Genomic DNA, 26,726 nt, shown 5'->3' with positions numbered 1-26,726 from the left:
CTTGAGTTCCCTCAATTAGATAAGCAGCAGGAGGACCAGAAGCCCACCAGCGATTAAGGCGTTTCGGCAGCAGGAGCCGGGACAGGGAGTTGCTGAAGCGCAACGATTGCAATGCCGGTATTCACGTTGTAACGAACAACGCGAGAGCCGGGGATCAGCGTTGAGCTGGCTGGAGCCGTAGAGGCGGGCGCGGCAACCAACGTACCATCAGCTTTATAAGCAATGGCATCACCTACCGCCGCTGCGGTGGTCAGTTCCATCCACATGCCCGGTGTTTGTGATGTGGCTTCGAGCTGCGCACCCGCTTCAATACCAGGAGCGTTGCCACCCAGCGCGGAATACGCCACCCATTGTTTCGGAGAGGACAGGATCCCGATGAAAACGCCATCGCCACCAATCGACACGACACCGTTTTCCCCTGCTGCCTGCGTCAGCGCTACCGCACCAAATGGCGCGCGCTGACCGGGCGTCCCGTTGAATACCGTTTTAAGCTGTACCGGCTCAGCACGAACATCACCGGCCAGCGCCTGCTCGCCAGGAATGCCCCAGGCCATATCGTCGGCCACAGAAGTTTGAAAGGTCATGGTTGCCCCTTAAAGATCGTCAATTACGGATGAGACGGCATTGGCTTTGGTCGGCGCTGCGTCCTGTCCAAATGCCACGATGGTTGATGTCTGAGCGGCTTTCACTGCCAGCGCAGCGTTCAGGGCGGAGACTTCATGCCCGGCAGCCACATCTTTGATACCCAGCTTTTTGAGCCCGTATTTGGCGACCGCTACGGTATCCATGGAATCGCACGCAAACGCACCGACAAACGGCGTGAGGCGCGCAGCCAGCTCATTACGCTTGCCGAGTTCTTTCAGCAGCGCACCGGTATCCTGTGCTTTCACCTGGCGGGTAAGCGTTCTCTGGTAATTTTGGTCATGGTTAGTCCTCAGTAGATAAAATCAACAGTGAATTCATGGCCGCACTCAGGGCATGCTGTTTCATAATCACGGGTAGCCACAGTGTCTGTCTCGCATGCCTGGACATTTGCGGCGCTGTCTACCAATTCATGGCGCAAATCAAAAGCGTGCTTACATTGCGGGCATTGCGTATCTAAAGACAGGCTCCATTCGGCAGTTGTGTCAGCCATATCACTCATCTCCCTTAAATTTCGAATGCCAGTTGAGGCATAAAACGGTCCCGGTCAGCGTCATAGTTGAGTGCGCTGGCGCTGTTTATCGACTCGATACGCTCAACGAGAACGGCAGCACGGGTTTCTTTGCTTGCCGGCGCGTATGCCGATTTCTGCCATGCCTTATCGATGCCAATATTTCTGGCGACGTTTGTGCTGTCAGCTGACGACAACGGAATGTGCCGGAAGATGTCAGCGTTGAGCATGCGCAGGCCGTGAAGTTTGCAAACCGGGTAGCCGTTCTCGTCCACAATATGCCGGATTAAGTCTCTGAGTCGTGCCACACAGCGACGTGGCCGCTTTGCGTCATACTCACCCATCGAGCCGATACATACGCGGGGGAACTCAGTGCACAGCCTGATGAAGCGCTCATCCGGTTCGTTCATGTGCCATACCGGCGCGCCAACAAACTTCCCGTGTGGCCATTCATCTATCAGCGCGTCGTTCTCTTCACTGGTGCCGCCGATGACGTCAGGAATAACCGCAAATGCAAAACGCGGATGATTACTCCAGCGGGCGACAAAATCGTAATACTCTGCCCAGTTAACAACACGCTGTTTTGTCCAGAAGCTGAACGCTCCGTTATCAAGCGCAAAAGACTGGGTGACTTCCGAGGCCAGGTTGAGTTGCCCGGGGTTTGCGAACGAGATGAATGCGTGTCGTCCTTTCCACGCTTTCAGTGCGCATGTGTCAGGAGTGATTGGCCCACCGTGGAAGTGGATCATCACTCATCTCCCTTCTGTAGGCTGATGCCAGCCGCGCGAAGAGCGTCTGAACAGGCCTCAATCGCTTTGTTCCATATCTCCGTTTCATTCCACAGCACGCTACCAGCGTATTCCGCCGGGCAGAATTTTGAGGGTGGCAGTGCAATCGGCAATATCTTTCCTGCCCCTTTCTGCTTCTCCAGCAGCAGCGCCTGCTCTGCTGATTCGGCGCGTTTCTTCAGTGCGACGATAGCCGCGAGAACAGAGTCGTTATCGTCCTGGCATTCGAGCGCTTCGGCGTAATCTGTCTGGATAGCGTCAGCGCCTTTCAGCAGCATTCTCTGCTCAGCAATGCGCTTATCTCTGGCCTCCAGCGCATCCATCAGCACCAGAATGGTTACAGGGTCAGCGGCTGCAATAAACTCGGCGTCTCGCTTCAGCGCGTGCTGTGCAACTGCTTCAACGCCGTTTTTAACTTCATACCCGCGAGCGCCTTTATGCGGCTTGTAAGCCTGCCACTTACCCCATGCGGCCTGAGCCAATTCCCGCAGCTCTGCAATCTGTTCTGGCGTCAGTTGTGAAGTCATGCTGTTGCTCCTTTCACGCGTTTGAATTCGATAACCCAAACCCATGGGTTGTCCTTCCAACCTTCCTCGCCGTAGATTGATTCCCACAGCTGCGCAAAGTTGTCATATGGAGTCCAGACTTCCCCGCCGCTGTCCGGGTCAGAGTATGTTGGCCGCCATCCGGTCAACTCCATGCCTTCAGCCTGTGCATCTTCCTGGCTGATACTGTTCAGCCTTTCCACCCGCACGTCGGTGATTTCCAGCGTGATACGGCTGGCCCAGCGCGGCATGTGGATGGATGGTTTCCAACATGACCGACCATCAACACAACCGTCATCATCTCCCCATGTAAAGTCACCGTCAGTAGCGTAGATAGCATGTCCTGAGTAATAACCATTGCCGAATGGCTGCTCATGCACTGCCTTTGCCGGGCGATCTGGGACGTAATCAATCATCAGGCCACCGTCATTAAATGAGTGGCTCACAACAGACCACGTTTCGCGCACCCAGATGCGATCGCCTACTTCACCAAACGGACATGGATACCAGTAATCGCCGCCATCGTTGTGCTCACGCCACGGCCAACGGGAACCATCATCCCTCTCGCCTATATCCATACAGTCAGATTTCATCGGCCGCCGCGTCTGTGTTTTCCGCCCGTCTAGCAAAGCCCGGACCATTTCAGCGTTAAAAATCATTCCGCGCTCTTTCACTGGCCCACCTCCCGCAGCTGCTCTTCCCAATCTTTCAGCGACTTTTCCGCATAATCACCAGACAGACCATCATCTGCAGGCTCCGGTGAATCTGCCAACTCAGCCTTTGTGTCCAGAATCATGCGCACAACGTCACCAACTTCTTTCATCGGTTTGTCGATGAAACCGTGATTGAACGCAGCAGCGCAGCGACCAGCGGCATAGTTAATGCCTTCTGCGCGGTACTGAGCTTTCATCTCTGCAACGAAGCGGTCGGTGGCCGGGGTTTCTGGTTTCTCAGTTGCGGCGTCAACAGGTTCAACGTAGTGAGGGCCGTAAACGTAACATTCGTCATCGATGAACTTATTCAGCCCCACATTCTCCACCGCCAGCGCATCTGCCCGTGCGCACTGTACATCCAGCTGCATAGCCAGTTCGCGCACCAGCGCGGCAGACTCAGCGCAATGCAGTTCTTTAACCAGTGCATGACCGGCAACCACGAGCTCTTTGGTTTTGCTCATCAGAAATCCCTCTTTTTGTTTGGTCTAGCATCATTTGCGCGGCGCTTCTGCTCAGCAGCCGCCTGGTCGCAGTCGTAAATCGCACCGTTGCGCTGATCGCAATAAACAACGCCTGTCGGGCCATGCCGGTTAAGCCGCAGAAGTAACTCGGTTTCGCTCTGGTTCGCGTTCTCGTCGTAAGCGCCTTCGCGGTAAATGCCGATCCAGTAATCGCAATCCTGCTCGATCTGCCCGGTATCGCGGGAATCGCTCGGCATCGGACGTTTGTTGGTACGCTTCTCCAGATCGCGGTTCAGCTGGGTAAGCAACACCACGATGCAGTTCAGTTCCTTCGCCAGATTCTTCAGCCCCTTCGTGATAATCCCGTAGGCCAGGTCGTTGCGGTTGAAGCCGCCAGCGTCGCATGGGAGTCGCAGGGATGGCAACCAGCATGGTTTGCTGAGATTGAAGCGTTTCCGTCTGCTGTCCTGGCTCATCACTGGCCGCAGGTGGCGAACCTCGGCGACATGACAAAAATCGCCGCTGCGGTGCGAACTGGTGATATTGCGGCACCAGATGTGCTGGTGGGCGGCACGCCGTGTCAGGCTTTCAGTATTGCTGGCCTGCGCAATGGTCTGGACGACGAGCGCGGACAGTTAACCCTTTCTTACGTGGAATTAGCGAATGCAATCGACGACAAACGCCGCGAGCGCGGAGAAGATGAAGCGATCATCGTCTGGGAAAACGTCCCGGGCGTCCTCAGCAGCAAAGACAACGCCTTTGGTTGCTTTTTGGCAGGACTTGCCGGAGAAAGCAGCGAGTTGCAGCCACCAGGGGGAAAATGGACGCACGCAGGTTGTGTGTCTGGACCACAAAGGATTATCGCCTGGCGCGTGCTTGATGCTCAATTTTTCGGAGTGGCCCAACGCCGCCGCCGTGTGTTCGTTGTCGCAAGTTCTCGAAAAGACTTCGATCCCACAGCGGTACTTTTTGAGCTCAACAGCGTGCGCCGGGATACTCCGCCGCGCCGAGAAACGCAACCGGAAATTGCCAGCTATGCTGGAAAACGCTCTGATGGCGGTAGTCACTGGGACAATCCAGCAAATCCACACCCAACCCTGAACCAGTCCAACAATATTGGTGGTATTGGCGCCAGCAATCAGGAAATTTTCAGCCAGCGCGGATCTGGACTTGTATCAGACGCTTATTCCGATATTTCCCGCACATTGTTGGCGAAAGAAAACGACAGCACCGCAGAAGATTTGGACACCTACGTTTTGTCGTATGGCGGAGGCAATACTGGCGGAAGTATCGACGTAGCAACCGCATGCACCGCCCACGGTGTGAGAATCGACTTTGACACAGAGACCTTCGCTGTCCATGGCACGCAAGATCCTGACACTAATCACGAGTTGGCTCATACGTTGGGACGTAATCATGGTCAGGAAAACGCCGTGTGTTATGGGTTTAAACCCGGTCAGGGCAGTAAAGCCGGTGGCATTGGTTGGGCTGAAGAAAAAGCCCCTACGCTGACTTCAGCACAATCAGGCACCAATTTGGCCCCAGCCATTGCTTTCGCGGAGAACAGTCGTGGTGAGATTCGTTTGCAGGGCGGCGACGGGCAAATAGCAGGCCCTCTATCCACTGGCGGAGGTAAACCAGGACAAGGCTTCCCGGCAATAGCTTTCAGCTACAAAGACCATGGCGCTGATGCGACCGTGGATATGTCACCAACGCTGAGAGCCGGTAATCACGATACCAGCCATGCAAACAGCGGTCAGCCGCCCGCTATTTGCATCCAGCACGCGTCTATTGGTCGCCACGATGCTGCTGGCCCTCAAGGTAAAGGCTATCAGGAAGACGTGGCCTTTACGCAGGATTCGCGTGCATCTGCTGACGTCGTTCAGTTTGGCATGCAGGTTCGCCGCCTAACGCCCGTTGAATGCGAGCGACTCCAGGGTTTTCCCGATAACCACACTCTGATTTCGTGGCGCGGAAAAGTCGCGGCTGATTGTCCGGACGGTCCACGTTACAAGGCGATCGGCAACAGCATGGCAGTACCGGTCATGCGCTGGATAGGCGAACGTATCGCCGCTGCGCTTCCAGTCGAAAAACCTACACCGCGCAACTGGCAGCGTCCGTTCCTGAAATGGGCTGGTGGCAAATATTCGCTGCTGCCGGAACTGGATCGCCTGATCCCCGCAGGTAAACGCCTCGTCGAGCCTTTCGTGGGTGGCGGCTCCGTGTTCCTTAACTCAGACAGGCACGAATGCTTTCTGCTGGCTGACGTTAACGCTGACCTGATTAACCTGTATCAGATGCTGGCGGTGGTCCCCGATTCGGTGATCTATGAGGCAATGAAGGCATTCAGACATCTGAATGATGCCGAAAACTACACGGTAATTCGTGAAGCATTCAACGCGCAGCGGCTGGATGCGGTCGAGCGCGCAGCAGCATTCCTTTACCTCAACCGGCACTGCTTCAACGGCCTGATCCGTTACAACCTGGATGGTTTTTTTAACGTCGGCTTTGGGAAATATAAAGCGCCATATTTCCCGGAAGAAGAGATCAAGGCATTTAAGCGGAAGGCTCGCGCATGCGTATTCATGAATGCAGGCTTCAGGCGCACGCTCGCGCTGGCAGGTGATGGTGACGTCGTTTACTGCGATCCGCCTTATGAACCGCTTCCCGGCACCGCTGGTTTCACTAACTACGCGGCTGGTGGGTTCTCATGGGATAGCCAGATAGAGCTTGTGGAAAGCTGTGTGGCAGCCCACCAGCGGGGGGCAAAAGTGGTAATCAGCAATTCTACCGCACCGCGAGTAATTGAACTTTACGAACAGCACGGCTTCACTCTGCACCGCGTCAGTGCTCGCCGGGCTATATCCAGCAAAGGCAGTACCCGCGAAACAGCGAGTGATGTCGTAGCCACTTTGGGAGTGCATTGATGATGAAGCTGATTAATCGCAGTAAGCAATCACCTATTGGTCGCCGGGCGTGCGCAGCCGCGCTGGCATCGCACCACGCGAAATACGGTGATTACGGCAGGCAAAAGCACAGGACCAATTACACCGTCGTTGTCGACGGGATAAAAGTCACTGTCGAGGTGGTTAACCGGGCCACCAGCTATGTCGCGACCGCAATGATCGGCGTTCGTAAACTTCGCAACCTGCCGGCGCAGGCGCACTGAACCAATTACGGCCCGCGAGGCCATCGAGGAAGATGATGAATAACGAACTTGAACTGATGAAAACTCGCGATATCTGCTCACAGCTGGGTATTACGCCAAGAACACTTGATCGCTATCGTAAACGCAAAAAGAGCGAAAATCCGTTTCCGGATCCTGACTGCGCTTATATGGGAGGCTCTAACAAGTGGCTGGCGAGTAAAGTTATCGAGTGGCAGAAAAAGGAGATGCGCCGTAAAACCCGCCTCCCCATGTCCCACTTGAACCTTGTTCGTGATGAGAAAGGCCGCCTTTGTCGCCCAACAGACGATAGTAGATAGTGGCACACGGGATCGGGAGTCACACGAATAAAAAACGCCCCGAGCAAGGGCGTTTAAATGTTCTGGATCCTGAACTCTTTGGCCTGCCGGGTCCACTCGGCAACCTGCCGCTGGTCTTCAATTAATACATGGGCCTTGTCGTTGCAGTAATCAATGACGTAGAAATGATGATCATTATCTCTGTCAACGAAATACGAATAAACAACATAGCTGTCGCTCGTCGAAGCCCATTGAACCAATAGACCATCACCATCTTCCCAGCAGCACCCTTCTTGCCAGATATGAACATGATGTAATTCTTCTGCGCGAGCTTCAACCGGCCGCTCCATTAGCTTATCTCGGCCAATTGTTTCTATGTGTGCAGGGTGTTCGAGCTGAATATGAATGGCAGGAGCGGGAATGTCATCATATTCAATACATTCCCGCTTATATTGTTCAAACTCTTCAATTGGAAGCTCAGTAACAGGAAACTGAGTAATGACATCAGTCAGTGCTTGCGATCGGCTTATTTTGAAACCCATGCGTTACGCTTCTCTTCCATTTTTTCGGCCAGCATGGCAGAAGCAGCACTCAGTCGTGCTTTGTACTCAGCAGAACGCCGCACCGTTTGGCGCTGTTTGTCACTGGTTCTTACTTCGCGTTTCTGTGTCATACCTTCCTCCATATCACCGTTGGTGATTTTAGAGTCAGTTTATAACCGCAGTTATACTGGGTCAACATCATAGTGTCTTAAGATGTCCTAGGATGTCCTAAAATGACGCGATTTGTTTAACCGATTTGACGCGGCGTGAACTCCAGAACATCGGGCTCGATGATGCTCATCAGTCGGGCCCACCATTTTCCGTATGCCTCCCTCATCTCTTCGATATAAGTGTGCTTGTCGTACACCGCCCACACGCCAGGCAATTTGTGGCCGAGCATCATCTCAGCAATGTGTGGTTCTGTCAGTTCAGAGAAGTTCGTTCGCGCGGTTCTGCGCAGATCATGAATGGTGAAGTGCGGAACCTGCTCTTTATAGGCCTTCAGCATGAACTTCACCAGGTTGCTGCTGATGCTCATGTGGAAGCCTTCGCTCATCGGCTTGTCTTCGTATTTTGAGAAAACGAAGCGGCCCGGCGCCAGCTCAATGGCCCGCCTGAGCATCGGGACCATTTCGGGGATGATAGGACGGATGATCGGCTTTTTGCTTTTCCTGCCTGTCTTGTGGTTTTCCCACGGCACAGTCCAGACACCTTCCTCAAAATCGAAATGCGCGCTTTCAGCCTGCCGGAGTTCGCCGACCCTGCACGCCCACAACAGCGACAACTTATAGAGGATCTTGTTACGCTCGATAAGGCGGGAATCCTCTATCGCGCGCCAGACAATCGCCAGCTCTTTCCGGTCCAGCGTTCGCTCGCCCATCTGTTTCTGGATGCCAAAGTCACGGCCCGACATCTCAGCCAGTGGGTTGACCTCCAGCAGCTGGCGTTTAACCGCCCAGGAATAACACTGCCGGCCATTGCTGATTACACGCCGGGTAATCTCGGTGTACCCCTGCGCCAACCGATCCAGAACAGTGAGCCAGTTGTGAAGCGTCAGCTGATGCGCCGGGTACTTCCCGAGCTTAGGGAAAACGTGTAGTTCGAACGTGCGGAGGATCTGCCCGGCCGTTTCTTTCTGAATGCAGACCATGGAGTGCCATTCGCGGAACAGTTCCTCGAATGTGTACTGGCTGTTAATTTTGGCTTTATCGAGGCTTTGCCTGACGCGCGGGTTTTCGCCACGGGCGAGAATCGCGGCCCACTTCGTCACTTCGTCTCGCGCAGCCTTGAGCCCAAACTCCGGGTAGCTGCCGATCGTCATTTTGTCCTGCTTACCCAGGAAGCGAAATCGGTAGAAAAAGGTAACGGCGCCCTTTTTGGAAATGCGCACCCACAGTCCATCCCGGTCTGCTTTCTCTTCAACTTTGTCGCGTTCGCGCCCTAGGCACGACTTTAGATAACTATCTGAAATAGCCATGATTTATCCCTGCGTGTGTCCATCAGAACGAGAGGTTCCGTGTCCATCATAGGATATGGACGCACTGGTGGACACAAAAACCATGACTTATGATGTCGTAGGTTGACTGTACATGCAACCAGTATTGTTTTCGTGAGAGCTTATTTGGTAGGGATCTTCAGGGGATTTTGTCGGAGGTTTGCGGAGGGTGACGAGGTGTCAATTATCGATGTGAGCGATGATCGAAAAGTTACGTATATTCTTCATAGTTAGAGTTAATTATGCCTTACGAATTCCTGGAGGCCGCGGGTCTGCGCCTGACGTTTTATCGTTCGAAAACGCCGCATTCTACACTACATCTCCGTCGCCAGGAAATGCTCTTCCGGCAAGCTTAGCGGTTAGCGTGGAGGAGATCCTGTTGGAGATGTAAATAAAGATAAAAGCCAGCGTAATTACTGGCTCAATTCAGAAGAGGATGCGTCTACTCGCAGCAGATCCGGCGGGAGGCCGACGCTGATAATCACCGGCTGCCAGGCTTCGCGGGAGGCGAGTTTTGGGGAGAGTCCACGGGCAACCAGAAAACCGCCCACGCCACCGAGAATGCCACCAGCAAACGCGGCAAGATCGCTGCTGAACAGCAGTTGGAATACCGCAGCCATAACAAACAATCCCAGTAACGGCGTCATGTAGACCAGCATGGCTGACGTCAGCAGGCTACCCTCGCTAATGCCAAGCTCCACTTTCTGGCCAACAACCAGAGGCGCTGCGCTTGGCACGGTGATGGTATGCTCCGTCTGCGGCCCTAATTTATTGAGCACGCGACTTCCGCATCCGGCACGCGAGGCGCAGCTGCTACAGGAAGATTTTACGTCACAGCTTACCTGAGCGAAGCCATCGCCCCAGGAGACTACCGTGACCCACTCTTTAATCATTGTGCTGCCTTGAATTTAATGCTGTCAGCTACGCGCTTTGCCGTTTGCGGCGGCAGTTCACCGACGATGGTAATTTCTGCGTTGTCGCGCACGGAGGTGCTGACCGTGCGACGCCCGGTGCGGAGCACCTGTTCAATGCTGTTGGCATTGGCACGGTTCACGTTGACTGAGAAACTGAACAGGCCGTCGGAATAGAGGCGTGATTCAACCGGGGTTTCGATCGTCGGCAACGATCGACGGCTGCCGGCTACCTCAACAAACCCTTGCGGAAGCCAGCCCGGCAACCAGTTAAAGTTGACTTTGTCTCCGGCGGGCACCGACAACAGCGGTGGCAGGTTGGCGTTAGCGAGCGTTTGCATATTACTGCTCACCTGCTGGCTGACGTTAAACGCCACGACGCGGAACTGTTCGAGCGTTTCGCCGTCTCTGTCCAGCAGGTCGACGCGCATCGGCAGCTTAGTTTCTGAATCCAGCCAGACAATATAGCTGTAACGGGTGCCGTCGCGGGCGACAACGCGGATCACCTCACACAGCCTGTCGGCAATGCGAGTACGGCCTACGGAGATAAAATCATAGTAGGGTGCAAGGCGCTTAAAGTCGGTATACACCAACGAAGGCAGTGAATCGACGATGTAATCGCCGTTCAGGGTAAAGGGATCGAGGCCTGGCTCGAAATAGCTGATTTCATTCCCACGCTGGACCACTTCCCGGCGTGGGCCGTCCATCTGCAGCAGCTGCGCCAGGGCCTGATTGTTCAGACGCGCGTGGCGGTAGCGTAGCGATTCTACGCCCTGCTTGTTGATGCTGACGAACGACAGCTCATAGTTGAGAGACTGGCTGGCCAGATTCATCTGCTGCAACAACGCCCCGGACGAAACATCAGCCGAGGCGTTGGCGGAGAAGAACAGGCTACCAGCCACAAGTGACATGGCACACCAAAATTGCTTCATTACTGCTGTTGCGTTCCTAACGTTTGATAACCTGGCACCTGAACAGCGGCTTGCTGAGTCTGTGCCTGTTCAAACTGCAACTGTTCGGAGTGCAGACGACGCTGTAATTCGTAGTCCTGCAGCATCGCATTAATACGACGACGCTGCTCCTGCACCTGCTGTTGCTGGCCGGAACCCACAGGAGCGCTGGCATCAGCCGGAACACCCAGGCTAACCGGGCTGGCTTTACCCATCATCGGCAGCGTATTGAACACTGGCGTTTCAGGTTGCTGAGTCGCATCCGATTGACCATTGTAGTGCTGAACCCCGACGATCACCGCGAGGGAAACGCAAGCAGCAACACCCATTTGCGTCAGAGAGCTAGCCCAAGGGCGAACCTTCTTCCAGAACGGCATATTTTGCCACTGGTGCGGTGCGGGTTGGGCTTCAGGAATGAGCGGCGTCGCCAGGCGAACAGGTTCATTCTCAATGGCAGCCATCACGCGGGCTGAAATATCAAAGTTGAGAGTCTGTGCTGTCTCACCGCGCATTGTGTCGCGGATGAGATGGTAGCTCTCCCAGGTTTTTTGCATTTCAGCAGAACGGGTCAGCTCGTTGAGCAGCTCCGAATCCAGCGTTTCACCATCCATTAAGGCGGAAAGTTTTTCTTTCTGCATGCCTAATACCTTTTCCAGTATTCCGCTATCGTCAACGCCTGATAAGCGGTTGAACTTTATTATCAATAGCTTCTCGTGCACGGAAAATGCGCGAACGTACCGTACCCACCGGACAATCCATGATAGCGGCTATCTCTTCATAGCTCAGACCATCCAGCTCCCGTAACGTGATTGCCATGCGTAAATCTTCCGGGAGCGACTCAATGGTACGGAACACTATTTGTCTCAGTTCTTCTGACAACATTAAGTTCTCAGGGTTCGAAATTTCTTTCAGCGCACCGCCACTTTCGTAATTTTCTGCTTCAATTGCATCCACATCACTTGCCGGCGGGCGTCGCCCCTGAGCAACCAGGTAGTTTTTTGCCGTGTTCACGGCGATACGGTACAGCCAGGTATAGAAAGCACTATCTCCCCGGAACGAATCCAGCGCACGATAGGCCTTAATAAAAGACTCTTGTACTACGTCAGGCACGTCGCCAGACGGTACGTAACGGGAAACCAGGCTCGCCACTTTGTGCTGATAGCGCACCACCAGCAAATTAAAGGCCTTCTGATCTCCCTTCTGGACCCGTTCGACAAGGACCTGATCCGTTAACTGCTCGCTCATCCGAGGTAATGTCTCCTCAAACCTAATTCCCATGCGTAATCAGAACGCCACTCCGTACACTGCACTATGAGCAAGCAACAGCTTAGAGCGGGCTATTATCGTAAAGTTCCGTTACGCCTTTGCTTTTTATCGATCGCGAATAGACAGTTCATTATCACTCATTATAAGTCTATCACCGCTAAATGAAGTGTCAGGCACGCAATAAACGTCTGAAATTAACTCGCAGAGTACCGTAACGAAACGTTTTTTTCATCCTAAAATCTGAGACTAACGACCCGCTTCGCAATAATTTTCGTTGATTGACAAACCACCGGCCCTCCCCTGCATGTTTAGCCATTACAACCACCATGAAAAAATAGCGTGCTAAACCGCCCTGTGCAGTGCTACATTCGCCAGACATTGTTTAGTAAATTAAACACAAATCATGACAACGACACCTGATCTCTCCTGTGATGTGCTGATCGTCGGCAGTGGCGCTGCCGGTTTATCCCTGGCGTTACGTCTGGCTGAACACAGCTCGGTGATTGTGCTGAGCAAGGGCCCGATTAGCGAAGGCTCTACCTTTTATGCTCAGGGCGGAATTGCCGCCGTGTTTGACGAAACGGACAGCATTGAGTCGCATGTGGAAGATACGCTCATTGCCGGGGCAGGATTGTGCGATCGCCACGCGGTGTCGTTTGTCGCCAGCAATGCCCGCTCGTGCGTACAGTGGCTCATCGATCAGGGCGTGCTGTTCGATACCGAAGTACAGGCTAATGGCGAAGCCAGCTACCACCTGACGCGTGAAGGAGGACACAGCCACCGACGTATTCTCCACGCAGCAGACGCCACCGGGAAAGCAGTCGAAACGACCCTCGTCGGAAAAGCTTTAAGCCATCCTAACATTCGCGTACTCGAACGAAGCAACGCAGTGGACCTGATCGTCTCCGATAAAATCGGCCTGCCCGGCACTCGCCGGGTCGTCGGAGCGTGGATCTGGAATCGCAATAAAGAAACTGTTGAAACCTGCGCGGCAAAATCCGTTGTTCTGGCAACGGGTGGCGCCTCGAAGGTGTATCAGTACACCACCAACCCGGACATCTCCTCAGGCGACGGAATTGCGATGGCCTGGCGTGCGGGCTGCCGGGTCGCCAATCTGGAATTCAATCAGTTCCACCCAACGGCGCTGTATCACCCTCAGGCGCGCAATTTCCTGCTGACGGAGGCCCTTCGCGGCGAAGGTGCATTGCTTAAACGCCCTGACGGCTCACGCTTTATGCCCGATTTCGATGAACGCGCCGAGCTCGCCCCGCGCGATATCGTCGCCCGAGCCATCGACCATGAGATGAAGCGTCTGGGCGTGGACTGTATGTATCTCGACATCAGTCATAAGCCGGAAGCGTTTGTGCGCCAGCATTTCCCGATGATCCACGAGAAGCTGTTGGGCCTCGGGATTGACCTCACCAAAGAACCTGTTCCCATCGTTCCGGCCGCACATTACACCTGCGGCGGCGTGATGGTGGATGATTTTGGGCGCACCGACGTCGACGGGCTGTATGCGATCGGCGAGGTCAGCTACACCGGCCTGCATGGCGCGAATCGTATGGCGTCTAACTCGCTGCTGGAGTGTCTGGTGTATGGCTGGTCGGCGGCGGAAGACATCAAAAAGCGCATGCCGTATGCGCGTGATGTTAAAACGCTGCCCGCCTGGGATGAAAGCCGGGTTGAGAATCCGGACGAGCTGGTCGTGATTCAGCACAACTGGCATGAGCTGCGGCTTTTTATGTGGGACTACGTCGGGATTGTGCGGACAACGAAGCGCCTCGAGCGCGCACTGCGCCGCATTACGCTGCTACAGCAGGAGCTGGACGAATATTATTCCCGCTTCCGGGTGTCCAACAACCTGCTCGAGCTACGCAACCTCGTTCAGGTTGCTGAACTGATTGTCCGCTGCGCGATGATGCGTAAAGAGAGCCGCGGCCTGCACTACACGCTGGACTATCCTGAGCTACTGGAAAACCCGCTGCCGTCCGTGCTCTCTCCGCTGGTTCACATGAACAAATAGAAGGCCTGGGTCAGCGCGGTGTAGCCTTCGGAATACTGCTGCTCTGGCCCGCGAATCACCAGCCTGTCGCTGAAGCATTCTCCAGGCCGTGGCGAAAAGGCCAGCAGCACCCGATGCGGGGGGCGCAAATCCGTTTCTGCAATATCAGTTCGCAGACGTAAATGCCAGCCCATCGACAGCGCCTGTTCGGTAAAGGTGTTGCCAATGCCCTCCGGCAACACCACGCAGAAAAATCCCTCTTCCGTAATGGCACTGGCCGCACAATTCAATAGGGTCACATGATCAAGGGATAAGGTGTAGCGCGCCTGCTCACGCTGCGGCGTACCGCAATCCACACCTTGCTCGTAATAGGGCGGGTTGCTGATAATTAAATCATACCGGCTATTTTCTTCGTTCAGCCACTGCTGAATATCCGCAGTATGAATGTGAATGCGGCTGGCCCATGGCGATTCACCCACGTTTTCAGCCGCCTGAGCTGCTGCGTCGGCATCCAGCTCGACGGCGTCAATGACCACTGAACCCTCGGTACGTTGCGCGACCATCAGCGCCAGAAGTCCGCTGCCGGTACCAATATCCAGGACGCGTTTTACCCGCACGATAGGTGCCCAGGCACCCAGCAGGATCCCGTCCGTCCCTACTTTCATTGCACAACGATCGTGGGCCACAAAAAACTGCTTAAACGTAAATCCGTTGCGACGAAGCACGGATGGAGACTGACTCATCATCAACAACCTTCTCAGAAAAATCCCTCTGGCGTCGGGGAGAGCACAATACCCGAGAACAGATAGCCATACAAACAGATGAAGATTACGGTCATTCCGTCTATAATCAGCGGCCCACACAGAGGTAGATCATGACTGTAACGACTTTTTCCGAGCTAGAACTCGACGATAGCCTGCTGGACGCGCTCCAGGAGAAAGGCTTCACACGCCCGACCGCCATTCAGGCTGCAGCCATCCCGCCTGCGCTCGAAGGCCGTGATGTCCTCGGTTCTGCGCCGACAGGCACCGGTAAAACGGCGGCGTATCTGCTGCCCGCGTTGCAGCATTTGCTCGACTTCCCGCGTAAAAAATCGGGCCCGCCACGTATTCTTATTCTGACCCCAACTCGCGAACTGGCGATGCAGGTGGCGGATCACGCTCGCGAGCTGGCGAAAAATACCCATCTGGATATCGCCACCATCACCGGCGGCGTGGCGTATATGAACCACGCTGAAGTCTTCAGCGAAAACCAGGATATCGTGGTGGCCACCACCGGCCGCCTGCTGCAATACATTAAGGAAGAAAACTTCGACTGCCGCGCAGTAGAAACGCTGATCCTCGATGAAGCAGATCGTATGCTGGATATGGGCTTTGCCCAGGATATCGAAACCATCGCCGGGGAAACCCGCTGGCGCAAGCAGACCATGCTGTTCTCGGCCACGCTGGAAGGCGATGCCATTAAAGATTTTGCCGAGCGTCTGCTTGAAGATCCTGTTGAAGTCTCTGCAACGCCATCCACCCGCGAGCGTAAAAAAATTCACCAGTGGTACTACCGTGCAGACGACATCGAACATAAAACGGCCCTGCTGATCAATTTGCTGCAGCAGGATGATGTCACCCGCTCCATCGTGTTTGTGCGTAAACGTGAACGCGTGCACGAGCTGGCAGGCTGGCTGCGTGATAAAGGCATCAACAACTGCTATCTCGAAGGCGAAATGGTGCAGATCAAACGTAACGAAGCCATTAAGCGTTTGACTGACGGCCGCGTAAACGTTCTGGTGGCAACCGACGTTGCTGCTCGCGGGATCGATATTCCTGACGTCAGCCACGTCTTTAACTTCGATATGCCTCTAAGCGGCGATACCTACCTGCACCGCATCGGTCGCACCGGTCGCGCAGGTAATAAAGGCACCGCCATTTCCTTAGTCGAAGCGCACGACTATCTGCTGCTGGAGAAAGTCGGTCGCTATATCGAAGAACCGCTCAAGGCGCGTGTGATCGACGAACTGCGTCCGACCACGCGGGCACCAAGCGTGAAGCTGAAAGGCAAACCGTCGAAGAAGGTGCAGGCGAAGCGTGACGAGAAGAAAAAAGCGGAGCAGGAAAAGCCGCGCGTGAAGAAACGCCACCGCGATGCTAAAAACATCGGTAAACGTCGTAAGCCAAGTGTCGCCGTGGCGACCGAAAAGAAGACGACTGAAGAGTAAAAAAAAGCCGGAGAGTTCTCCGGCTTTTTTATTTCCCACCCCTGAGAAATTACAGACTTTCAGTGAAAGTACGAGCGATAACGTCGCGCTGCTGTTCCGGGGTCAGGGAGTTAAAGCGAACCGCATAGCCGGAAACACGGATGGTCAGCTGTGGGTATTTTTCCGGGTGCTCAACGGCATCCATCAGCGTTTCACGACGCAGCACGTTCACGTTCAGGTGCTGACCGCCTTCCACGCGGACTTCTGGCTGTACGTTTACCGGAATTTCACGGTATTCGATTTCGCCCAGCTTGTTGACAGCAACAATCTGGTCTTCAGTGAAGCCGCCTTTTGCCACCAGGCAGCGAGCTTCGCCTTTCTCGCTGTCGAGCAGCCAGAAAGAGTTCAGCAGATCGTCATTAGCAGCTTTAGTAATCTGGATACCTGTAATCATTTGATGCCTCTCTTAGGATCGTCTATTCGTTTTGCGTTGGCCATACGCTGGCCAATTGGTAAAACCATTGTTGCTTGAGTGTATATATATCAGTCTGACACCCCGCAATCATTGATTTAAATCAATAGAATTAGTAGGTGTACTCAGTCCATCTATGAATTTTATTGTTTTACATCAACTTTCCCGGCGTATAAAAAGCACGTATACCGATCGTTTTTCATTCCTGGTTCACCGCCAATCGTCACAAAATTTTGCGCTAAAGAGAGAAGTCGTTAAGCTAACGCCAAACTATTCGCAGGAGAGCGAGATGACGACGCCCTTAACCTGGCACGACGTGCTGGCCAGTGAGAAAGAACAGCCTTATTTCATCAATACGCTGGCAACGGTGGCCTGCGAGCGTCAGGCCGGAACGACGATTTACCCACCGCAGAAGGATGTGTTTAACGCATTTCGTTACACCGAACTGAGCGATGTAAAAGTGGTCATCCTCGGTCAGGATCCCTACCACGGCCCGGGGCAGGCACACGGTCTGGCCTTTTCCGTTCGCCCCGGCGTGGGCATCCCGCCTTCCCTGTTGAACATGTACAAAGAGCTGGAAGGCACCATTCCAGGCTTTACCCGACCGACGCACGGTTATCTGGAAAGCTGGGCGCGACAGGGCGTGTTGCTGCTTAACACGGTGCTGACGGTACGCGCGGGACAGGCACACTCGCACGCAAGCCTGGGCTGGGAAACGTTCACCGATAAGGTCATTAGCCTCATCAATGAACACTGCGAAGGCGTAGTGTTTTTACTTTGGGGATCGCATGCGCAGAAGAAAGGGGCCATCATTGACCGCCAGCGCCATCACGTGCTGAAAGCACCGCACCCGTCTCCGCTATCTGCCCATCGCGGCTTCTTTGGTTCGAATCATTTTGTTCAGGCGAACGAGTGGCTTGCCCGGCGTGGGGAGCCGCCAATTGACTGGATGCCGGTATTGCCGACAGAGGAAGAGTAGAGATTAATCGTAGGCCGGGTAAGACATCGTCGTCACCCGGCTAAAATGCCCGGCGGCGCTCCGCTTGCCGGGCCTACGCGAGTTTCCTTATCAGGCTTTATTCTGACGCCACCATTCGGCCAGCAGCACACCGGTTGCTACCGAGACGTTCAGGCTTTCAACGTTGCCCGTGCCGTTGATAGCAACGCGCAGGTCGGACGAATCGAGTGCGGCATCGGACAGACCATCGCGCTCCTGGCCCAGTACCAGCACCATTTTCTTCGGCATGGTCGCTTTGAACAGCGGCGTACCCTCATGGCTGGAGGTGGTGACAATGGCGTAACCTGCTTTACGGAACTGAGCGAGCGCGTCGATGAAGCTGTCGCCGGTGATTGGCTGGACGTGCTCTGCACCGCCTTCCGCAGTGCGGATTGCCGCGCCTGACTCCAGCACCGCCGCATCCTGAACCACTACGCCTTTCACGCCGAAGTGCGCGCAGCTACGCATGATAGCGCCGAGGTTGTGCGGGTTGCCCACATCTTCCAGCGCCAGTACGCAATCCTCTTCTGCCGCTTCGCTCACCCACTGCATTACGCTTGTGCCGTTACGTTTTTTGATCAGGAAGCAAACGCCGCCGTGATGTTCGGTGCCGGACGCTTTCGCCAGCTCCGCTTCGTCGACCACGTGATAAGCTTTGCGGTTCGCCGCCATCCAGCGCAGGGCTTCTTTAAAGCGAGGCGTGACGCTCTGGATAAACCAGGCACGTACGATGCAGTCCGGGCGGCTCTGGAACAGGGCCTGACAAGCATTTTCGCCGTAGACGCGGGTTTCTTCCGCACGCTGACGGCGGATCACTTCAGGATCGACAAAGCTTTTGCCGCTGATCCCGCCGTGATCGGGTTTCTCTGCCGCTTCTTCGCCAGGCGCACGTGAAATGGTGCGCCACGGTGAATTTTCACGCGGCTGGCTGTCGCGGGAAGCACTGTCGCGATCGCGGAAACGATCGCCACGAGGTTTGCCGTCGCGAGGTTTACCATCACGACTGTCGCGCGCAGGACGACGACCACCTTCAGTACGGGACGGACCGCTGCGGCCTCCGCCTTTACCGGTGCGCGGGTTCGCCGTGCGTTTATCCGAGTCATCATCACTGCGGACATACATCACTTTGACCTTGCCGCTTTTGTTTTTCAGTTCGTCGTTCATCTTAATTCTCCACCTGCGCTGCGCGAAGCGCGAAGATTACCCGATGTGGCCAGGCTTCGCCATGATTTCGTACCAAAGACCGCGACTATTGTATTCATCGAATAAACCACATTGTCCTTTAAAACAGTCTCATCGATAATACGTAACATTACAGAAACATCTCGGCTATACAGGCCGTTTCCTGAACCCGATTACCCAGAGGTTAGCTATGAATACCGTTTGTGCCAGTTGCCAGGCGCTTAACCGTATCCCCGACGATCGTCTTAATGATGCGGCAAAATGTGGTCGCTGTGGCCATGAGCTGTTTGACGGCGATGTGATCAACGCAACCGACGCCACGCTGGATAAATTACTGAAAGATGATTTGCCGGTCGTGGTTGATTTCTGGGCGCCGTGGTGCGGACCTTGCCGCAATTTTGCGCCTATTTTTGAAGATGTGGCGGAAGAGCGCAGCGGAAAAATGCGCTTTGTGAAAGTGAACACTGAAGCGGAACGCGAGCTGAGCGCACGTTTTCGCATTCGCAGCATTCCGACCATCATGATTTTCCATAAAGGCGAAGTCATCGACATGCTGAACGGCGCTGTGCCAAAAGCCCCGTTTGACAGCTGGCTGAACGAAGCCACTCAGGCCTAATCTGCCGGGGCACGTCTTGTGCCCCACTTTCCCCTCTGCGACAATAGCGTTTTTCCTGCATAGCTTCCCGATGACTGAAAACGCCGTACTTCGTCTGCGCGCCGAACGCCTCGCTCGCGCCACTCGCCCGTTTCTCGCCCGTGGTAACCGTATCCGCCGCTGCCAGCGTTGCCTGCTGCCGCTTAAACAGTGCCTGTGTGAAACCTTAGCACCTTCCGCTGCACGGAGCCGTTTTTGCCTGGTGATGTTTGATACTGAGCCGATGAAGCCCAGCAATACAGGACGCCTGATTGCCGATATTCTGCCCGACACTGAAGCTTTTCAGTGGTCCAGAACCGAGCCTCCTCAGGCCTTATTGGATCTGGTTCAGCATCCCGATTATCAGCCAATGGTGGTCTTCCCGGCCTCTTACGCGGGTGCCGAAAGAGAGGTGATAACCGCACCTCCTTCCGGTAAACCGCCGCTGTTTATCATGCTCGACGGTACCTGGACGGAAGCCCGTAAAATGTTCCGCAAGAGCCCTTATCTCGACTCGCTGCCAGTGATCTCCGTCGATTTATCACGCGTATCGGCTTATCGCCTGCGTGAAGTCCACGCTGAAGGTCAATACTGTACGGCAGAAGTGGCCATTGCCCTGCTGGACCTGGCGCGTGATACCGATGCCGCCAGCGCGCTCGGTGAGCATTTTCAGCGCTTCCGTACCCGCTATCTGGCAGGAAAAACCCAGCATAAGGGAAACATCACAGTGCCAGAGACGGAAAGCGTTTAAAATCATTCAGGAACGATCGTCCGGGAGAGAGTGCGATGAGCCAACGGGGACTGGAAGCGTTACTGAGACCGAAATCTATTGCCGTCATCGGTGCATCGATGAAGCCTCAGCGCGCAGGCTATTTGATGATGCGCAACCTGCTGGCGGGGGGGTTTGGCGGCCCGGTGTTACCCGTGACGCCAAACTGGAAAGCGGTTCTGGGCGTACTGGCCTGGCCGGACATTGAAAGCCTGCCCTTTACGCCCGATTTAGCCGTTATCTGCACCCACGCCAGACGCAACCTGATGCTGCTTGACGCCCTTGGGCAGAAAGGCTGCAAAACCTGTATTATCCTTTCCGCCCCACCTGAACAGTTTAGCGATCTCAAAGCGTGCGCCGCCCGCTATCAGATGCGTTTGCTTGGACCAAACAGCCTCGGTCTGCTCGCCCCCTGGCAAGGGCTGAACGCCAGTTTCTCACCCGTGCCTATTCGGCGCGGCAAGCTGGCCTTTATTTCGCAGTCGGCAGCGGTTTCCAATACCATTCTCGACTGGGCCCAGCAGCGGGAAATGGGGTTTTCATACTTTATCGCGCTCGGCGACAGTCTGGATATCGACGTTGACGACCTGCTCGATTTTCTCGCCCGTGACACCAAAACCAGCGCCATTCTGCTCTATCTGGAACATCTCAGCGATGCCCGGCGTTTTGTTTCAGCGGCGCGTAGCGCCTCTCGTAATAAGCCAATACTGGTGATCAAAAGCGGCCGCAGCCCGGCGGCTCAGCGTCTTTTGCATGTCAATTCCGGGATGGATCCCGCCTGGGATGCGGCTATCCAGCGCGCAGGTCTGTTACGCGTGCAGGATACACACGAGCTCTTTTCCGCCGTCGAAACGCTCAGCCATATGCGTCCGCTTCGCGGCGAGAAACTGATGATCGTCAGCAACGGCGCCGCGCCGGCAGCGCTGGCGCTGGATGAGCTTTGGCTTCGCAACGGTAAGCTGGCCTCGCTCAGCGAAGACACACTCGCAGCACTTCAGGAAGCGCTTCCCGCCAGCGTCAATGCGGCAAACCCGCTCGATCTGCGTGATGACGCCAGCAGTGTGCACTACCAAAAAGCGCTGAGCATTTTGCTCGACAGCCAGGACTATGATGCCCTGCTGGTCATTCACTCTCCGAGCGCCGCTGCCCCCGGCACCGAAAGCGCGCAGGCGCTGATTGAAACACTTAACCGCCATGCTCGCGGGAAATACGTCACTATTTTAACCAACTGGTGCGGAGAGCATTCCTCGCAGGAAGCAAGGCGCCTGTTCAGCGACGCGGGTATTCCAACCTATCGCACACCGGAAGGCACCATCACCGCGTTTATGCATATGGTCGAGTATCGCCGTAACCAGAAGCAGCTGCGCGAAACGCCCGTTCTGCCGGACAATCTGACGGCCAACACCGCAGAAGCCCATATCCTGCTACAGCAGGCGATAACCGACGGCGCCAGATCGCTGGATACGCATGAAGTTCAGCCAATCCTCCAGGCCTACGGTATGCAAACGCTGCCGACATGGATCGCTGCCGACAGCGCGGAAGCCGTGCACATTGCCGAGCAGATTGGTTATCCGGTTGCGCTGAAGCTGCGATCGCCGGACATTCCCCACAAATCAGAAGTTCAGGGCGTGATGCTGTACCTGCGCACAGCAACTGAAGTACAACAAGCCGCTGACGCCATCTTCGATCGCGTGAAAATGGCATGGCCGCAGGCAAGGATCCACGGGCTTCTGGTGCAAAGCATGGCAAATCGTGCCGGAGCGCAAGAGTTGCGAGTGGTGGTAGAACACGATCCTCTGTTTGGTCCACTGATCATGTTAGGCGAAGGCGGAGTTGAGTGGCGTGCTGAAGATCAAGCTGCAGTAGCTCTGCCTCCGCTCAATATGAACCTCGCCCGCTACCTGGTTATTCAGGCAATCAAAAATAAAAAAATTCGTGGCCGGAGCGCGCTTCGTCCATTGGATGTGGCAGGGCTTAGCCAGCTTCTGGTGCAGGTGTCGAATCTGATTGTGGACTGCCCGGAGATCCAGCGGCTGGATATTCATCCGTTGCTGGCTTCGGCTAACGAATTTACTGCGCTGGACGTAACGCTGGAAATCGCGCCTTTTGAAGGCAATGCTGAAAGCCGACTGGCCGTTCGGCCTTATCCGCAACAATTTGAGGAGTGGGTGGAGATGAAGAATGGCGAACGCTGCCTTTTCCGCCCTATCCTGCCTGAAGATGAACCCCTGCTGATGCAGTTTATTTCCCGGGTCACTAAAGAAGATTTGTACTACCGCTACTTCAGTGAAATCAATGAATTTACCCACGACGATTTAGCCAACATGACCCAGATCGACTACGATCGTGAGATGGCTTTTGTCGCAGTTCTGGATTCGGGCGAGACTCGCGAAATCCTTGGCGTCACACGCGCTATTTCCGATCCGGACAATATTGATGCTGAATTTGCCGTGCTGGTGCGATCGGATCTAAAAGGGCTCGGACTCGGACGTCGGCTGCTTGAGAAACTGATCGATTACACCCGTGAACATGGGCTCACCCAGTTAAATGGCATTACCATGCCGAATAATCAGGGGATGATTGCCCTGGCGCGTAAGCTGGGTTTTGAGGTGGATATCCAGCTGGAAGACGGCATTGTGGGTTTAACATTGAGACTATCCTCACCGCCTTCGTGACTAAGCTGCTGGAAATGTTGACCACTTTCGCGGGCACTGGTGGTATTATTGCTCGCTTCTGTCGTCTGCATGGTACAGAGGACCCTTGATTAATCAGAGAAGAATCGCACTGTGATGTTGTCAAAATTTAAGCGCAACAAGCATCAACAACACCTTGCTCAACTACCCAAGCTTTCTCAGTCAGTTGATGATGTCGAGTTCTTTTACGCCCCTGCGGATTTCCGCCAGGCGCTGTTGGCAAAGATCGCCAATGCCACGCGCCGCATCTGCATTATTGCCCTCTATCTGGAACAGGATGACGGTGGTAAAGCGATTCTGCAGGCGATCTATGACGCCAAACGTCAACGGCCTGAGCTCGACGTACGCATTCTCGTTGACTGGCACCGTGCACAGCGTGGCCGTATTGGTGCTGCTGCCTCAAACACCAATGCCGACTGGTATTGCCGCATGGCGCAGGAAAATCCTGGCGTGAACGTGCCCGTCTACGGCGTTCCGGTCAATACCCGCGAAGCGCTCGGCGTTCTGCATTTCAAAGGTTTTATCATTGATGACTGCGTGCTTTACAGCGGCGCCAGTCTGAACGACGTTTATCTCCATCAGCATGATAAATATCGCTATGACCGCTACCAGGCCATCCGTAACGCCCGGATGGCGGATATCATGTTTGACTGGGTTGAACAGAATCTTGTGCATGGCCGCGGCGTGAATCGTCTCGACAGCTGCGAGCGCCCCAGGAGCCCGGAAATCAAGAACGATATTCGTCTCTATCGCCAGGAGCTTCGCGATAGCGGATATCATTTCCATGGCGACGCAGATAACGAACAGCTGTCGGTTACACCGCTGGTCGGGCTCGGCAAATCAAGCATGCTCAATAAAACTATTTTCCATTTGATGCCGTGTGCTGAAGAGAAGCTGACCATCTGCACACCGTATTTCAATCTGCCCGCCGTGCTGGTGCGTAACATTATTCATCTTCTGCGTCAGGGCAAGAAGGTTGAGATCATCGTCGGGGATAAAACAGCAAACGACTTCTATATTCCGGAAGATCAGCCGTTCAAAATTATCGGTGCGCTCCCCTATCTGTATGAAATCAATCTGCGCCGCTTCCTGAGCCGTCTGCAGTATTACGTGAATACAGATCAGCTGGTGGTGCGCCTGTGGAAAGATGAGGACAACAGCTATCATCTGAAAGGTATGTGGGTGGACGACGAGTGGATGCTGCTGACCGGCAACAACCTCAACCCGCGCGCCTGGCGTCTCGATCTGGAGAATGCCGTTCTCATTCACGATCCTAAACAGCAGTTGGCTGAAGCACGTGAGAAAGAGCTGGCGCTGATTCGTACTCACACCACGGTGGTAAAACACTACCGTGACCTGCAAAGTATTGCCGATTACCCGGTGAAAGTTCGCAAGCTGATTCGCCGTCTGCGGAGAATCCGCATCGACAGACTTATCAGCCGTATTCTGTAATCCCAGCCCCGCATCGTCGGGGCTTTTTTTGGGAGAAACTATGCGTGCTTTAGTTCTATTGTCTTCCTTATGGCTATGCGGCTGTAGCCATATGGCAAACGACGCCTGGAGCGGCCAGGACAAAGCACAGCATTTCATTGCTTCAGCGATGCTCTCTGCTGCCGGTAACGAATACGCTCAGCATCAGGGATACAATAAGGATCGCAGCGCGGCCTACGGACTGATGTTCTCGATAAGTCTCGGTGCCGGTAAAGAACTTTGGGACAGCCGCCCGTCTGGCAGCGGCTGGAGCTGGAAAGACTTTGCCTGGGATATCGCCGGGGCCACAACCGGCTATGCGGTCTGGCAAATGGCGCATCAGTAAACTTACAGGCGTAACCCCTTCCCTTTGCTGTGCAGCATGAGCGACACCAGAAATGCGATCGCGCTCAACAGGGTCACATACCAGAAGAATGCACTTTCGAAACCGACGGATTTCAGGGAAAGCGCAACATATTCAGCAGAGCCGCCAAACAACGCATTCGCCACGGCGTAAGACAATCCCACACCCAGCGCACGAACCTGCGCCGGAAACATTTCCGCTTTCAGGATCCCGCTTATTGATGTGTAAAAACTCGCGATGAGGAGAGCACACATTACCAGAGCAAACGCCGCATAAGGCGAATGGACATGCTGAAGCGCCGTGAGGATAGGTACAGTAAAGAGCGTTGCCAGGCCGCCGAAGCAGAGCATTGACGTACGGCGACCCATTCTGTCAGAGAGTGCACCAAACAGCGGCTGAACGAGCATATAAACAAAGAGTGCCGCGGTCATCACAATGCTGGCAACGCTGGCGCTCATGCCCGTCGTGTTTACCAGGTACTTTTGCATGTAGGTTGTGAAGGTATAAAAAACAAGCGATCCACCGGCCGTAAAGCCCAGCACCATCAGAAACGCTTTGCGATTTCGCCACAGCCCTTTAAACGACCCCGCCTCTTTCAGTATGCGCGTTTCTTTCTGTGAGGTTTCGTCCAGCTGACGGCGAAGCCAGAGCGCAACCAGCGCCAGAACCGCCCCCAACGCGAAGGGGATACGCCAGCCCCAGGCATGTAAATCGTCACTGCTGAGCATCTGCTGCAGGATCACGACCACCAGTAACGCCAGCAGCTGGCCGCCGATTAGCGTCACATACTGGAAAGAGGCGAAGAAACCTTTGCGCCCCTCTATTGCCACCTCACTCATGTAAGTTGCACTAGTGCCATACTCACCGCCCACTGACAGCCCCTGAAACAGGCGAGCCAATAAAAGTAAGGCCGGAGCCCAGGTACCAATGACTGCGTAGCCCGGTAAGCAGGCAATCACCAGGGAACCAAAGCACATCATACACACCGAGATGAGCATGGATTTTTTACGACCATGACGATCGGCAATTCGGCCAAACAGCCAACCGCCAATAGGGCGCATCAAAAATCCGGCCGCAAAGACCCCTGCTGTTTGCAGCAGTTGCGTAGTTGTGTTGCCTGTTGGGAAAAAAATATGAGCGAAGTAGAGTGAGCAAAATGAGTAGACGTAAAAATCAAACCATTCAACCAGGTTCCCGGATGAGGCTCCAACGATAGCCCAGACCCGGCGTCGGGTGCCATCTCCCGTTAATGACTCACGGGCTGAAAGTGTATTCTCAGTCATTGTTATTATGCTCCAGCGTAAAACCAGGTCGGCGATGACGAAGCTATCCTCATCGTCATAGCCGAACAATTAGTGAACAACATGTTACATAATTGTTATATCTTTATTTGAGATGTATATCACGATTTTCATTAGCATGCTCAGCAATGCGAGGGGGTTACGGCCAAAATGGGAGTAGAGGAAGAAGAGTTGTGGATATATCTGTGGTTGGCTCGGGTATAAACGCAAAAAACCCCGACCGGATGGTCGGGGTTCTTCACTTGTTTGATGCCTGGCAGTTGTATTCCGGGCAGCACTGTGTGCTGTGCAAATTCGTTCCCGACGAATTTGTCCCACTCAGGAGAGCCCTCACAGGCAAACAGCAGACAACAAAAAAACCCCAT

31 protein-coding genes and 1 pseudogene are annotated in these 26,726 nt (G+C 54.5%); 12 read left to right on the top strand and 20 right to left on the bottom strand.

From position 1 onward, the window contains the following. Window positions 1-53: 53 nt before the first annotated feature. The 8 genes and pseudogenes from RTU33_RS02070 to RTU33_RS02035 all read right to left on the bottom strand — a co-directional run. A complete protein-coding gene (locus tag RTU33_RS02070) occupies window positions 54-584 on the bottom strand; it encodes a hypothetical protein (protein ID WP_312624950.1) in 531 nt (176 codons plus the stop codon). A gap of 9 nt (window positions 585-593) precedes the next feature. Further along, window positions 594-890 carry a hypothetical protein gene (locus tag RTU33_RS02065; RefSeq protein ID WP_312624949.1) on the bottom strand — a complete coding sequence of 99 codons (297 nt, stop codon included), beginning with the start codon at window positions 888-890 and terminating at the stop codon, window positions 594-596. 44 nt (window positions 891-934) lie between these two features. Further along, window positions 935-1,135 carry a hypothetical protein gene (locus RTU33_RS02060; protein WP_312624948.1) on the bottom strand — a complete coding sequence of 67 codons (201 nt, stop codon included), beginning with the start codon at window positions 1,133-1,135 and terminating at the stop codon, window positions 935-937. Between the two features lie 14 nt (window positions 1,136-1,149). Next, entirely contained in the window at window positions 1,150-1,902 is a 753-nt protein-coding gene (locus tag RTU33_RS02055) for a hypothetical protein (protein ID WP_312624947.1), read from the bottom strand. Further along, a complete protein-coding gene (locus tag RTU33_RS02050) occupies window positions 1,902-2,468 on the bottom strand; it encodes an ead/Ea22-like family protein (RefSeq protein WP_312624945.1) in 567 nt (188 codons plus the stop codon). Before RTU33_RS02050 ends, RTU33_RS02055 begins: the two co-directional genes overlap by 1 nt. Further along, window positions 2,465-3,160 (bottom strand): hypothetical protein, encoded by a 696-nt coding sequence (locus RTU33_RS02045; RefSeq protein ID WP_312624944.1) that lies wholly within the window; start codon window positions 3,158-3,160, stop codon window positions 2,465-2,467. The genes RTU33_RS02050 and RTU33_RS02045 overlap by 4 nt, the downstream gene beginning before the upstream one ends. Continuing rightward, on the bottom strand, window positions 3,157-3,660 hold the full coding sequence (locus tag RTU33_RS02040) for a hypothetical protein (protein WP_409438216.1): 504 nt from the start codon (window positions 3,658-3,660) through the stop codon (window positions 3,157-3,159). The genes RTU33_RS02045 and RTU33_RS02040 overlap by 4 nt, the downstream gene beginning before the upstream one ends. After that, window positions 3,660-4,049, bottom strand: a pseudogene (locus RTU33_RS02035) (DnaB-like helicase C-terminal domain-containing protein); the annotation flags it as partial. The gene RTU33_RS02040 and the pseudogene RTU33_RS02035, both read right to left, overlap by 1 nt. Between RTU33_RS02035 and RTU33_RS02030 the strand changes: the two are divergent. The 3 genes from RTU33_RS02030 to xis are packed head-to-tail and all read left to right on the top strand — an operon-like array spanning window position 3,999 to window position 7,146. Continuing rightward, entirely contained in the window at window positions 3,999-6,587 is a 2,589-nt protein-coding gene (locus tag RTU33_RS02030) for a Dam family site-specific DNA-(adenine-N6)-methyltransferase (RefSeq protein ID WP_312625281.1), read from the top strand. The pseudogene RTU33_RS02035 and the gene RTU33_RS02030 overlap by 51 nt on opposite strands. Window positions 6,588-6,589: 2 nt before the next feature. Beyond that, a complete protein-coding gene (locus RTU33_RS02025; protein WP_312625280.1) occupies window positions 6,590-6,829 on the top strand; it encodes a DUF4060 family protein in 240 nt (79 codons plus the stop codon). Window positions 6,830-6,864: 35 nt separating this feature from the next. Continuing rightward, on the top strand, window positions 6,865-7,146 hold the full coding sequence (gene xis / locus RTU33_RS02020) for an excisionase Xis (RefSeq protein WP_312625279.1): 282 nt from the start codon (window positions 6,865-6,867) through the stop codon (window positions 7,144-7,146). 53 nt (window positions 7,147-7,199) lie between these two features. On the opposite strand, the gene RTU33_RS02015 is transcribed toward xis, so the two are convergent. From RTU33_RS02015 to rseD, 8 genes are all read right to left on the bottom strand, one after another. Then, complete coding sequence (locus tag RTU33_RS02015) at window positions 7,200-7,667, bottom strand: type II toxin-antitoxin system YafO family toxin (RefSeq protein WP_312624943.1); 468 nt, start codon at window positions 7,665-7,667, stop codon at window positions 7,200-7,202. Continuing rightward, window positions 7,652-7,798 carry a hypothetical protein gene (locus RTU33_RS02010; protein ID WP_312624941.1) on the bottom strand — a complete coding sequence of 49 codons (147 nt, stop codon included), beginning with the start codon at window positions 7,796-7,798 and terminating at the stop codon, window positions 7,652-7,654. The genes RTU33_RS02015 and RTU33_RS02010 overlap by 16 nt, the downstream gene beginning before the upstream one ends. A 116-nt stretch (window positions 7,799-7,914) precedes the next feature. Beyond that, window positions 7,915-9,144, bottom strand: a complete 1,230-nt coding sequence (locus tag RTU33_RS02005) for a site-specific integrase (RefSeq protein ID WP_312624940.1) — start codon at window positions 9,142-9,144, stop codon at window positions 7,915-7,917. A gap of 431 nt (window positions 9,145-9,575) precedes the next feature. Next, a complete protein-coding gene (gene rseC, locus RTU33_RS02000) occupies window positions 9,576-10,055 on the bottom strand; it encodes a SoxR-reducing system protein RseC (protein WP_312624939.1) in 480 nt (159 codons plus the stop codon). After that, window positions 10,052-11,005 (bottom strand): sigma-E factor regulatory protein RseB, encoded by a 954-nt coding sequence (rseB, locus tag RTU33_RS01995; RefSeq protein ID WP_312624938.1) that lies wholly within the window; start codon window positions 11,003-11,005, stop codon window positions 10,052-10,054. Before rseB ends, rseC begins: the two co-directional genes overlap by 4 nt. Then, the gene (gene rseA / locus RTU33_RS01990; protein WP_312624937.1) at window positions 11,005-11,661 is read right to left on the bottom strand and encodes an anti-sigma-E factor RseA; all 657 of its coding nucleotides are present in this window, start codon (window positions 11,659-11,661) and stop codon (window positions 11,005-11,007) included. The genes rseB and rseA overlap by 1 nt, the downstream gene beginning before the upstream one ends. Window positions 11,662-11,692: 31 nt before the next feature. Then, window positions 11,693-12,268: an RNA polymerase sigma factor RpoE gene (rpoE, locus tag RTU33_RS01985; RefSeq protein ID WP_097163311.1), complete on the bottom strand. Its 576-nt coding sequence runs from the start codon at window positions 12,266-12,268 to the stop codon at window positions 11,693-11,695. Next, a complete protein-coding gene (rseD, locus tag RTU33_RS01980; protein WP_312625278.1) occupies window positions 12,265-12,333 on the bottom strand; it encodes a rpoE leader peptide RseD in 69 nt (22 codons plus the stop codon). The genes rpoE and rseD overlap by 4 nt, the downstream gene beginning before the upstream one ends. A gap of 359 nt (window positions 12,334-12,692) precedes the next feature. Here rseD and nadB point away from each other — a divergent pair, with 359 nt between their 5' ends. Further along, window positions 12,693-14,312 carry an L-aspartate oxidase gene (gene nadB / locus RTU33_RS01975; protein WP_312624936.1) on the top strand — a complete coding sequence of 540 codons (1,620 nt, stop codon included), beginning with the start codon at window positions 12,693-12,695 and terminating at the stop codon, window positions 14,310-14,312. On the opposite strand, the gene trmN is transcribed toward nadB, so the two are convergent. Next, window positions 14,297-15,034: a tRNA(1)(Val) (adenine(37)-N(6))-methyltransferase TrmN gene (gene trmN, locus RTU33_RS01970; RefSeq protein ID WP_312625277.1), complete on the bottom strand. Its 738-nt coding sequence runs from the start codon at window positions 15,032-15,034 to the stop codon at window positions 14,297-14,299. The genes nadB and trmN overlap by 16 nt on opposite strands. A gap of 131 nt (window positions 15,035-15,165) precedes the next feature. Here trmN and srmB point away from each other — a divergent pair, with 131 nt between their 5' ends. Then, window positions 15,166-16,500, top strand: a complete 1,335-nt coding sequence (gene srmB / locus RTU33_RS01965) for an ATP-dependent RNA helicase SrmB (RefSeq protein WP_312624935.1) — start codon at window positions 15,166-15,168, stop codon at window positions 16,498-16,500. Window positions 16,501-16,549: 49 nt separating this feature from the next. On the opposite strand, the gene grcA is transcribed toward srmB, so the two are convergent. Beyond that, window positions 16,550-16,933 carry an autonomous glycyl radical cofactor GrcA gene (gene grcA / locus RTU33_RS01960; protein ID WP_312624934.1) on the bottom strand — a complete coding sequence of 128 codons (384 nt, stop codon included), beginning with the start codon at window positions 16,931-16,933 and terminating at the stop codon, window positions 16,550-16,552. Between the two features lie 307 nt (window positions 16,934-17,240). Between grcA and ung the strand changes: the two genes are divergently transcribed. Beyond that, window positions 17,241-17,930 (top strand): uracil-DNA glycosylase, encoded by a 690-nt coding sequence (ung, locus tag RTU33_RS01955; protein ID WP_312624933.1) that lies wholly within the window; start codon window positions 17,241-17,243, stop codon window positions 17,928-17,930. 90 nt (window positions 17,931-18,020) lie between these two features. Here ung and RTU33_RS01950 read toward each other — a convergent pair whose 3' ends face one another. Then, window positions 18,021-19,112: a tRNA/rRNA methyltransferase gene (locus RTU33_RS01950; RefSeq protein WP_312624932.1), complete on the bottom strand. Its 1,092-nt coding sequence runs from the start codon at window positions 19,110-19,112 to the stop codon at window positions 18,021-18,023. 208 nt (window positions 19,113-19,320) lie between these two features. Between RTU33_RS01950 and trxC the strand changes: the two genes are divergently transcribed. The 5 genes from trxC (at window position 19,321) to RTU33_RS01925 (ending at window position 25,042) form a co-directional block, all read left to right on the top strand. Next, a complete protein-coding gene (gene trxC / locus RTU33_RS01945) occupies window positions 19,321-19,746 on the top strand; it encodes a thioredoxin TrxC (protein WP_097163319.1) in 426 nt (141 codons plus the stop codon). A gap of 70 nt (window positions 19,747-19,816) precedes the next feature. Beyond that, window positions 19,817-20,515, top strand: a complete 699-nt coding sequence (gene tapT / locus RTU33_RS01940) for a tRNA-uridine aminocarboxypropyltransferase (RefSeq protein WP_312624930.1) — start codon at window positions 19,817-19,819, stop codon at window positions 20,513-20,515. A 35-nt stretch (window positions 20,516-20,550) separates the two neighbouring features. Then, window positions 20,551-23,208: a GNAT family N-acetyltransferase gene (locus RTU33_RS01935; RefSeq protein WP_312624929.1), complete on the top strand. Its 2,658-nt coding sequence runs from the start codon at window positions 20,551-20,553 to the stop codon at window positions 23,206-23,208. A 114-nt stretch (window positions 23,209-23,322) separates the two neighbouring features. Next, window positions 23,323-24,678, top strand: coding sequence for a CDP-diacylglycerol--serine O-phosphatidyltransferase (gene pssA / locus RTU33_RS01930; protein ID WP_312625276.1), 1,356 nt, complete (start codon window positions 23,323-23,325; stop codon window positions 24,676-24,678). Between the two features lie 40 nt (window positions 24,679-24,718). Further along, the gene (locus RTU33_RS01925; protein ID WP_312624927.1) at window positions 24,719-25,042 is read left to right on the top strand and encodes a YfiM family lipoprotein; all 324 of its coding nucleotides are present in this window, start codon (window positions 24,719-24,721) and stop codon (window positions 25,040-25,042) included. Between the two features lie 2 nt (window positions 25,043-25,044). On the opposite strand, the gene RTU33_RS01920 is transcribed toward RTU33_RS01925, so the two are convergent. Beyond that, window positions 25,045-26,343, bottom strand: coding sequence for an MFS family transporter (locus RTU33_RS01920; RefSeq protein ID WP_312624925.1), 1,299 nt, complete (start codon window positions 26,341-26,343; stop codon window positions 25,045-25,047). Window positions 26,344-26,534: 191 nt separating this feature from the next. Here RTU33_RS01920 and RTU33_RS01915 point away from each other — a divergent pair. Continuing rightward, window positions 26,535-26,726 (top strand): hypothetical protein (locus RTU33_RS01915; RefSeq protein ID WP_312624923.1); only part of this gene is annotated, 192 nt, incomplete at its 3' end.

It is taken from the genome of Scandinavium sp. (genome assembly GCF_032012665.1).
In the GTDB taxonomy this organism is placed as follows: domain Bacteria; phylum Pseudomonadota; class Gammaproteobacteria; order Enterobacterales; family Enterobacteriaceae; genus Scandinavium.
The sequence above is the reverse complement of the archived record's forward strand: the minus strand, read 5'-3'. Positions and strand labels throughout refer to the sequence as shown.